The sequence below is a fragment of the Klebsiella sp. CN_Kp097 genome, from assembly GCF_040064495.1.
Lineage (GTDB): Bacteria > Pseudomonadota > Gammaproteobacteria > Enterobacterales > Enterobacteriaceae > Klebsiella > Klebsiella aerogenes.
On the sequence record NZ_JBEAIL010000028.1, the window covers coordinates 78,896 to 86,765 of the forward strand.

The window sequence follows — 7,870 nt, forward strand, 5'->3', positions numbered from 1 at the left end:
AATGATTTTCAGATGTTCTCCTCGTTTCTGTGGTTATTATTGAACAGAAAACTTGATAGGGATAATCGTTCGTTGCTATTCTATCTATCGCCATGGACTATCGTGGCGATGGAGGATGAATAATGAATATTCGCGATCTTGAATACCTGGTAGCGCTGGCTGAACATCGCCACTTCCGACGTGCGGCAGATTCCTGCCACGTCAGTCAGCCCACGCTCAGCGGACAAATTCGCAAGCTGGAAGATGAACTTGGGGTGATGTTACTGGAGCGCACCAGCCGTAAGGTTCTGTTCACTCAGGCGGGTTTGCTGCTGGTGGATCAGGCGCGTACCGTGCTACGCGAAGTAAAAGTGCTCAAGGAGATGGCAAGCCAGCAAGGGGAAACCATGTCCGGGCCGCTGCATATCGGCCTGATCCCGACGGTGGGGCCATATTTGCTGCCGCACATAATTCCGATGCTGCATCAGACTTTCCCGAAGCTGGAAATGTATCTGCATGAGGCGCAAACCCATCAGCTGCTGGCGCAGCTCGATAGCGGTAAGCTCGACTGTGCGATCCTCGCGCTGGTCAAAGAGAGTGAAGCCTTTATCGAAGTGCCGCTGTTCGATGAGCCGATGATGCTGGCTATCTACGAAGACCATCCGTGGGCAGAGCGCGATCGCGTGCCGATGGCGGATTTAGCGGGTGAAAAGCTGTTGATGCTGGAAGACGGACACTGTCTGCGCGACCAGGCGATGGGCTTCTGCTTTGAAGCGGGTGCGGACGAAGATACCCACTTCCGCGCGACCAGCCTTGAAACGCTGCGTAACATGGTTGCCGCCGGAAGTGGTATAACGCTGCTGCCTGCGCTGGCGGTGCCGCAGGAGAGAAAACGCGATGGCGTGGTCTATATTCCGTGCATTAAGCCGGAACCAAGACGCACCATCGGGCTGGTTTATCGTCCTGGTTCGCCACTGCGTAGCCGCTATGAGCATCTGGCGGAGGCCATCCGCAGTACTATGGATGGCCACTTCGATAAGGCGTTAAAAGAGGCGGTTTAAGCCGTTTAACGCCGCTACCCGATAGGCTTCGGCCATGGTCGGGTAGTTAAAGGTGGTGTTAACGAAGTACTCAATGGTGTTACCGCCGCCTTTCTGCTCCATAATCGCCTGGCCGATATGAATAATTTCGGCCGCGCGCTCGCCAAAGCAGTGGATGCCGAGGATCTCTTTCGTCTCGCGATGGAACAGAATCTTCAGCGTACCCACGCTCATACCGACGATTTGCGCCCGCGCCAGATGTTTAAACTGTGCGCGACCTACCTCATAAGGCACCTTCATCGCGGTTAGCTGCTGCTCGGTTTTACCCACCGAGCTGATTTCCGGAATGGTGTAGATCCCGGTCGGGATATCTTCAATCAGATGCGCGGAGGCTTCGCCTTTGATCAGCGCCTGCGCGGCGATGCGTCCCTGATCGTAAGCCGCTGACGCCAGGCTTGGATAACCGATAACGTCACCGACGGCATAGATGTGCGGTAGAGCGGTCTGATACATGCTGTTTACTTTCAGCTGGCCGCGGCTGTCGGTTTGCAGACCGATATTTTCCAGCGCCAGCGTATCGGTGTTACCGGTACGACCGTTGGCGTACAGCAGGCAGTCAGCTTTCAGCTTCTTACCAGACTTCAGATGCATGATCACGCCGTCATCGACGCCTTCGATTTTCTCGTACTCTTCGTTATGGCGGATAACCACGCCGCTGTTCCAGAAGTGATAGGAGAGCGAATCGGACATCTCCTGATCGAGGAACGCCAGTAGACGATCGCGGGTATTGATCAGATCGACCTTAACCTCCATACCGCGGAAGATCGACGCGTACTCGCAGCCGATCACCCCGGCGCCGTAAATGATCACGTGGCGCGGTTCGTGGTGCAGGCTAAGAATGGAATCGCTGTCGTAAATACGCGGGTGGTGGAAATCGACATCGGCCGGATGATACGGGCGCGAGCCGCAGGCGATAACGAATTTCTCGGCGGTGACCGTTTCTACGGTGCCATCGTGACACTCCAGCGCCAGCGTGTGCTCATCAACAAAGTGGGCGTTGCCCTGCAGAATTTCGCAGTGGTTGCGCTCATAGAAACCCTGACGCATATGGGTTTGCTGGTTAATGACGCTGTCGGCATGGTTGAGGATGTCGGCGAAGGAAGAACGGAGAAGACGGGAATGGTCGCTGTAGAGGGGGTTTTGGTTAAACTCGATAATACGGCTGACGGCATGGCGAAGCGCTTTTGACGGGATGGTTCCCCAGTGGGTACAACCACCGCCGACATTATGGTAGCGCTCGATAACGGCAACACGAGCTCCCTGTTTCACCAGTCCCATAGCGGCGCCTTCACCGCCAGGACCGGAACCAATCACTATTGCATCATAATCCCAAGAGTGTGACATGGCATTACTCACCTGTTTTATACACAAAATAAACACGATGATAACATTTGGCGAGCTTTAACCCAATTATCGTTGTGCTTTTTTGCGGCATAAAAGCAGAAACGGCTCATAAACAATCATTCACAATCCAGTACAAACCGATTAGTTTTAATCTCTGGTATAGTGCCGACAGGGCTATTGGAAGGATTCATACATCGTGATGGGCGTAAGAGCACAACAAAAAGAAAAAACCCGCCGCTCGCTGGTGGAAGCGGCATTTAGCCAACTTAGCGCTGAGCGAAGCTTTGCCAGCCTGAGCTTGCGCGAGGTTGCGCGGGAAGCAGGGATCGCGCCGACGTCCTTTTATCGTCATTTTCGCGATGTCGATGAGTTAGGCCTGACGATGGTAGACGAAAGCGGGCTAATGCTGCGCCAGCTGATGCGCCAGGCGCGCCAGCGCATTGCGAAAGGCGGCAGCGTGATCCGCACCTCCGTCTCTACCTTTATGGAGTTTATTGGTAACAACCCGAACGCCTTCCGCCTGCTGTTGCGTGAGCGTTCTGGCACATCCGCGGCGTTTCGAGCCGCTGTAGCGCGCGAGATCCAGCATTTCATCGCGGAACTTGCCGACTATTTAGAACTCGAAAACCATATGCCGCGCGCCTTTACCGAAGCGCAGGCTGAAGCTATGGTCACCATCGTATTCAACGCCGGTGCGGAAGCGTTGGACGTCAGTCCGGAGCAGCGCCGACAACTGGAAGAGCGGCTGGTACTGCAGCTCAGAATGATTTCAAAAGGCGCGTATTACTGGTATCGCCGTGAACAAGAAAAAATGTCACATCATTCCGAATAACGTGAAGGACGAGCAATGAAACACTCAGTTCAAGATAAAGGTACGCTACTGCTGGCGCTGATCGCGGGTCTGTCCATTAATGGCACCTTCGCCGCGCTGTTCAGCTCAATCGTTCCCTTTTCCATCTTCCCGGTTCTGTCGCTGCTGCTGACGGTATACTGCCTGCACCAGCGCTATCAGAACCGCAGTATGCCGGTCGGGCTGCCGGGGCTTTCCGCCGCCTGCTTTATTCTCGGCGTATTGCTGTATAGCACCGTGGTGCGCGCAGAATATCCGGATATCGGCTCTAACTTCTTCCCGGCGGTGCTGTCTGTCGCGATGGTGTTCTGGATCGGTTACAAGATGCGCAACCGCAAAGATACCGCGGCGGAGTAATCCGCCAGGCAATAACCCGGCAACGTTGCGTGCGCCGGGTTTTTTTATGCGTTTATTTCTTCGTTAACAGTACGCCGCATTCCATATGGTGGGTATACGGGAACTGATCGAATAGCGCCAGGCGGGTGACATTGTGCGTCTGGCTGAGGGTTTCCAGGTTCTGGCACAGTGTTTCCGGGTTGCAGGAGATATAGAGAATTCGTGGATAGGCCTGGACCATTTTTTCGGTCTCGCTATCCAGCCCGCTGCGCGGCGGATCGACAAAAATGGTTTCGCACTGATAGCTTTGCAGATCGATACCCTGCAGGCGGTTAAACTCCCGCACGCCGTTCATCGCCTGGGTAAATTCTTCCGCCGCCATACGGATAATTTGCACGTTATCGATATGGTTGGCGGCAATGTTGTATTGCGCGGAGGCGACTGACGGTTTAGCGATTTCCGTCGCCAGCACGCGATCGAAGTTACGCGCCAGCGCCAGCGAGAAGTTGCCGTTGCCGCAGTAGAGCTCCAGCAGATCGCCGGTGGAACCTTTGGTGACGTCCAGCGCCCACTCCAGCATCTGAATATTCATCGCCGCGTTTGGCTGGGTAAAGCTGTTTTCCACCTGACGATAGATCATTTCGCGCCCGCCAACCGGCAGACGTTCATCGACATAATCCCTATCGAGCTCGATTTTGGTTTTAGTGGCGCGGCCTATCAGCTGCACGTTGAGATTTTGCGCGCGTAGGGCATCGCGCAGCGCTTCCGCATGCTGGCGCCATTCGTCGTCGAGTTTCTTGTGATAGAGCAGCGAGACGATGGCCTGGTTGCTCATGGTCGTCAGATAATCAATCTGGAAAAGTTTATGGCGCAGGACCGGGTTATGGCGCACGCCGTCGAGCATTGCCGGCATCAGCTGGTTGATGAGCTCGCTGGCGGCCGGGAAGGTATCGACGCGAATACGCGACTTGGTCTGCTGATCGAAGATGATGTGATAGAGGTCGTCGCCGTCGTGCCACAGGCGAAATTCAGCGCGCATCCGGTAGTGGCTGACCGGCGAACGAAATACCTCCGGAACCGGCGCGGCAAAAGGGGCCATCATTTTCTGCAAACGGACGACTTTTTCTGCCAGTTGCGCTTCGTATTGCTCGGTAGGGAGGTGTTCGGGGGTCATGATGCATCCTGAATAAAATAAGTACGCGGGGATTGTAGGGAAAGCATTGGGGATGTCCAGCCCTGGTTGCGGATGAAATATCGTTATAGCAGTCTGGACATCTATATGTTTCTAATTGTAGCATCTTGCAACCGGTCCTCTGAGTTAATAGGGAATCCAGTGCGAATCTGGAGCTGACGCGCAGCGGTAAGGAAAGGCGAGAAATAAGCGCACTCGGTGCAGACACTGCGGTTAGCCGTGGGAAGTCATTATTTCTTAAAGCAGCCTCCAAGCCCGAAGACCTGCCGGATACGTCGCATTTGGTTTCTATCATCGCGAGCTACTGATAGAGCCGGCGGCATCCTCTCTATATTATGGATGCTTTTACAATGATTAAAAAAGCTTCGCTGATGACGGCTTTATCCGTCACGGCATTTTCCGGCTGGGCGCAGGACAGCAATTCAAATACGTTAGTGGTGACGGCAAACCGTGTGGCGCAACCTATCGAGACCGTGCTGGCGCCGGTGAGCGTGGTGACGCGGCAGGATATCGATCGCTGGCAGTCAACCTCTCTCACCGATGTGATGCGCCGCCTGCCGGGCGTGGACATCGCGCAAAACGGCGGCATGGGGCAGCAGAGCTCTCTTTTCGTACGCGGCACCAACTCCAGCCATGTCTTAATCCTGGTGGATGGCGTACGTCTGAATCAGGCGGGCGTCAGCGGCTCTTCCGACTTAAGCCAGTTCCCTATCGCTCTGGTACAGCGCATTGAATACGTTCGTGGCCCGCGCTCGGCGGTCTACGGTTCGGATGCGATCGGCGGGGTGGTAAACATTATTACCACTCGCGACCAGGACGGCACCACGCTCAATGCCGGCGTGGGCTCAAATGGCTACCAGAACTATGGCGGCAGCACGCAGCAGACTTTCGGCGGACATACCCGCGTCACCCTGGCGGGCGACTATACCTATACCAAAGGCTTTGATGTGGTCGCCGAAGGCAATACCGGCGGCGTTCGCCAGCCGGATCGCGATGGCTTTATGAGCAAAACGATCTACGGCGCGCTGGAGCATAGCTTCTCCAATGAGTGGAGTGGCTTTGTGCGTGGGTACGGCTATGACAACCGGACGGCCTACGACGGCTCTCCTTATGGCGGCGTATTAGTCGATACTCGCCAGTTGTATAGCCAGACCTGGGATGCCGGCCTGCGTTTTAATCAGGATATCTTCCACTCGCAGCTGACTTCCAGCTATAGCCACAGCAAGGACTACAATTACGATCCGCGACTGGGGCGCTATGACACCTCGGCGACGCTGGATGAAGTGAAACAGTACAATGTGCAGTGGGCGAACACGGTCGATGTTGGCCACGGCAACGTTGGCGCTGGAATTGACTGGCAAAAACAAACCACCGAGCCTGGCACGAACTATGTGACCGATGGCTATGAAATCCGTAATACCGGCCTGTTTATCACCGGCTTGCAAAAGTTGGGCGATTTCACCCTGGAAGGGGCGGCGCGTAGTGATGATAACTCGCAGTTTGGCCAGCATGGTACCTGGCAGAGCAGCGCCGCGTGGGAGTTTATCGACGGCTACCGCTTTATCGCCTCTTATGGCACTGCCTACAAAGCGCCGAATCTCGGCCAGCTGTACGGGTTCTACGGTAATCAGAATCTCGACCCGGAAGAGAGCAAGCAGTGGGAAGGGGCCTTTGAAGGCCTGACGTCTGGGGTGACATGGCGCCTGTCCGGATATCGTAACGACATCGATAATCTGATCGACTACGACTCGCAGTTGATGAAATATTACAACGTCGGCAAGGCGCGTATTAAAGGTATTGAAGCGACGGCGTCGTTTGATACCGGGCCGCTGGCGCACAGCATCAGCTATGACTATGTCGATGCGCGTGATGCGAAAACCAACGAGCTGCTGGTGCGCCGGGCAAAACAGCAGGTGAAATACCAGCTGGACTGGCAGGTTTATGATTTCGACTGGGGGGTGACCTATCACTATCTTGGCACCCGTTATGACAACACTTACGACCCGGTAACCTATGCGCCTGAGAGCGTTAAGTTGGGCGGTGTAAGCTTGTGGGATCTCGCAGTTTCGTATCCAGTCACCTCACATCTCACAGTTCGTGGTAAAATAGCCAACCTGTTCGATAAAGATTACGAGACAGTATATGGCTACCAAACTGCAGGACGGGAATACACCTTGTCTGGCAGCTACACCTTCTGATCCACGTCCCACCGTGCTGGTGTTTGATTCCGGCGTCGGTGGGTTGTCGGTATATAACGAGATTCGGCAGCTGTTGCCGGATCTACATTATATTTATGCTTTCGATAACGTTGCCTTCCCCTATGGCGAGAAGAGCGAAGAGTTTATCGTTGAGCGTGTTGTTGAAATCGTGACTGCCGTTCAGCAACGCTATCCTCTGGCGCTGGCGGTCATCGCCTGTAATACCGCCAGTACCGTTTCCCTGCCAGCCCTACGTGAAAAGTTCGCTTTCCCGGTGGTCGGCGTCGTACCAGCGATTAAACCTGCCGCGCGCTTAACGGCGAACGGTATTGTCGGCCTGCTGGCGACGCGCGGTACCGTCAAGCGTCCTTATACTCGTGAACTCATTGACCGCTTTGCCAATGAGTGCCGCATCGAAATGCTGGGTTCCGCTGAGCTGGTGGAACTGGCAGAGGCGAAGCTGCACGGCGAAGCGGTACCGTTGGAAGAGCTGCGTCGAATTCTGCGCCCGTGGCTACGGATGCAGGAACCGCCCGATACGGTCGTATTAGGTTGTACGCACTTCCCGCTCCTGGCGGAAGAACTGCAACAGGTTATGCCGGAAGGAACGCGGTTTATCGATTCCGGCGCGGCGATTGCTCGACGCACCGCCTGGCTGCTGGAGCATGAAGCGCCGGATGCCAAATCGAATGATGCCAATAAGGCTTTTTGCATGGCGATTACCCCGGATACTGAACAGCTTTTACCCGTTTTACAGCGTTATGGCTTTGAAACGCTGGAAAAACTACCGCTTTAAAGGCGTTTTGCGCAAAAAAAAGACGGTTGAAAAGTTTTTTGAAAACAGGGCTTGTCAACGTCTCAGAACTCCCTA

The 7,870-nt window shown here is 54.8% G+C and carries 7 protein-coding genes and 1 riboswitch; of the genes, 5 read left to right on the forward strand and 2 right to left on the reverse strand.

The genetic code is table 11. From position 1 onward, the window contains the following. Positions 1–122: 122 nt before the first annotated feature. Positions 123–1,040, forward strand: a complete 918-nt coding sequence (gene oxyR, locus ABLV07_RS21630; protein WP_015368909.1) for a DNA-binding transcriptional regulator OxyR — start codon at positions 123–125, stop codon at positions 1,038–1,040. On the opposite strand, the gene sthA is transcribed toward oxyR, so the two are convergent. After that, positions 1,023–2,423 carry a Si-specific NAD(P)(+) transhydrogenase gene (gene sthA, locus ABLV07_RS21635; RefSeq protein WP_015368908.1) on the reverse strand — a complete coding sequence of 467 codons (1,401 nt, stop codon included), beginning with the start codon at positions 2,421–2,423 and terminating at the stop codon, positions 1,023–1,025. The two genes, oxyR and sthA, sit on opposite strands and share 18 nt — an antisense overlap. Before the next feature lie 196 nt (positions 2,424–2,619). Between sthA and fabR the strand changes: the two genes are divergently transcribed. Then, positions 2,620–3,255, forward strand: coding sequence for an HTH-type transcriptional repressor FabR (gene fabR, locus ABLV07_RS21640; RefSeq protein WP_015368907.1), 636 nt, complete (start codon positions 2,620–2,622; stop codon positions 3,253–3,255). Between the two features lie 15 nt (positions 3,256–3,270). Continuing rightward, complete coding sequence (locus ABLV07_RS21645; protein ID WP_015368906.1) at positions 3,271–3,630, forward strand: YijD family membrane protein; 360 nt, start codon at positions 3,271–3,273, stop codon at positions 3,628–3,630. Between the two features lie 52 nt (positions 3,631–3,682). Here ABLV07_RS21645 and trmA read toward each other — a convergent pair whose 3' ends face one another. Beyond that, positions 3,683–4,783, reverse strand: coding sequence for a tRNA (uridine(54)-C5)-methyltransferase TrmA (trmA, locus tag ABLV07_RS21650; RefSeq protein WP_020077583.1), 1,101 nt, complete (start codon positions 4,781–4,783; stop codon positions 3,683–3,685). Positions 4,784–4,898: 115 nt separating this feature from the next. Continuing rightward, a riboswitch (cobalamin riboswitch) is annotated at positions 4,899–5,087 on the forward strand. A gap of 64 nt (positions 5,088–5,151) precedes the next feature. Here trmA and btuB point away from each other — a divergent pair. Further along, a complete protein-coding gene (gene btuB / locus ABLV07_RS21655) occupies positions 5,152–6,999 on the forward strand; it encodes a TonB-dependent vitamin B12 receptor BtuB (protein ID WP_015368904.1) in 1,848 nt (615 codons plus the stop codon). Beyond that, on the forward strand, positions 6,944–7,795 hold the full coding sequence (gene murI / locus ABLV07_RS21660; RefSeq protein WP_015703959.1) for a glutamate racemase: 852 nt from the start codon (positions 6,944–6,946) through the stop codon (positions 7,793–7,795). The genes btuB and murI overlap by 56 nt, the downstream gene beginning before the upstream one ends. Positions 7,796–7,870 lie beyond the last annotated feature (75 nt).

Excerpts from the sequence above, each read along its gene's own strand:
- oxyR (WP_015368909.1), top strand. The coding sequence starts at position 123 with ATGAATATTCGCGATCTTGAATACCTGGTAGCGCTGGCTGAACATCGC.
- sthA (WP_015368908.1), bottom strand. The coding sequence starts at position 2,423 with ATGTCACACTCTTGGGATTATGATGCAATAGTGATTGGTTCCGGTCCT.
- ABLV07_RS21645 (WP_015368906.1), top strand. The coding sequence starts at position 3,271 with ATGAAACACTCAGTTCAAGATAAAGGTACGCTACTGCTGGCGCTGATC.
- trmA (WP_020077583.1), bottom strand. The coding sequence starts at position 4,783 with ATGACCCCCGAACACCTCCCTACCGAGCAATACGAAGCGCAACTGGCA.
- btuB (WP_015368904.1), top strand. The coding sequence starts at position 5,152 with ATGATTAAAAAAGCTTCGCTGATGACGGCTTTATCCGTCACGGCATTT.
- murI (WP_015703959.1), top strand. The coding sequence starts at position 6,944 with ATGGCTACCAAACTGCAGGACGGGAATACACCTTGTCTGGCAGCTACA.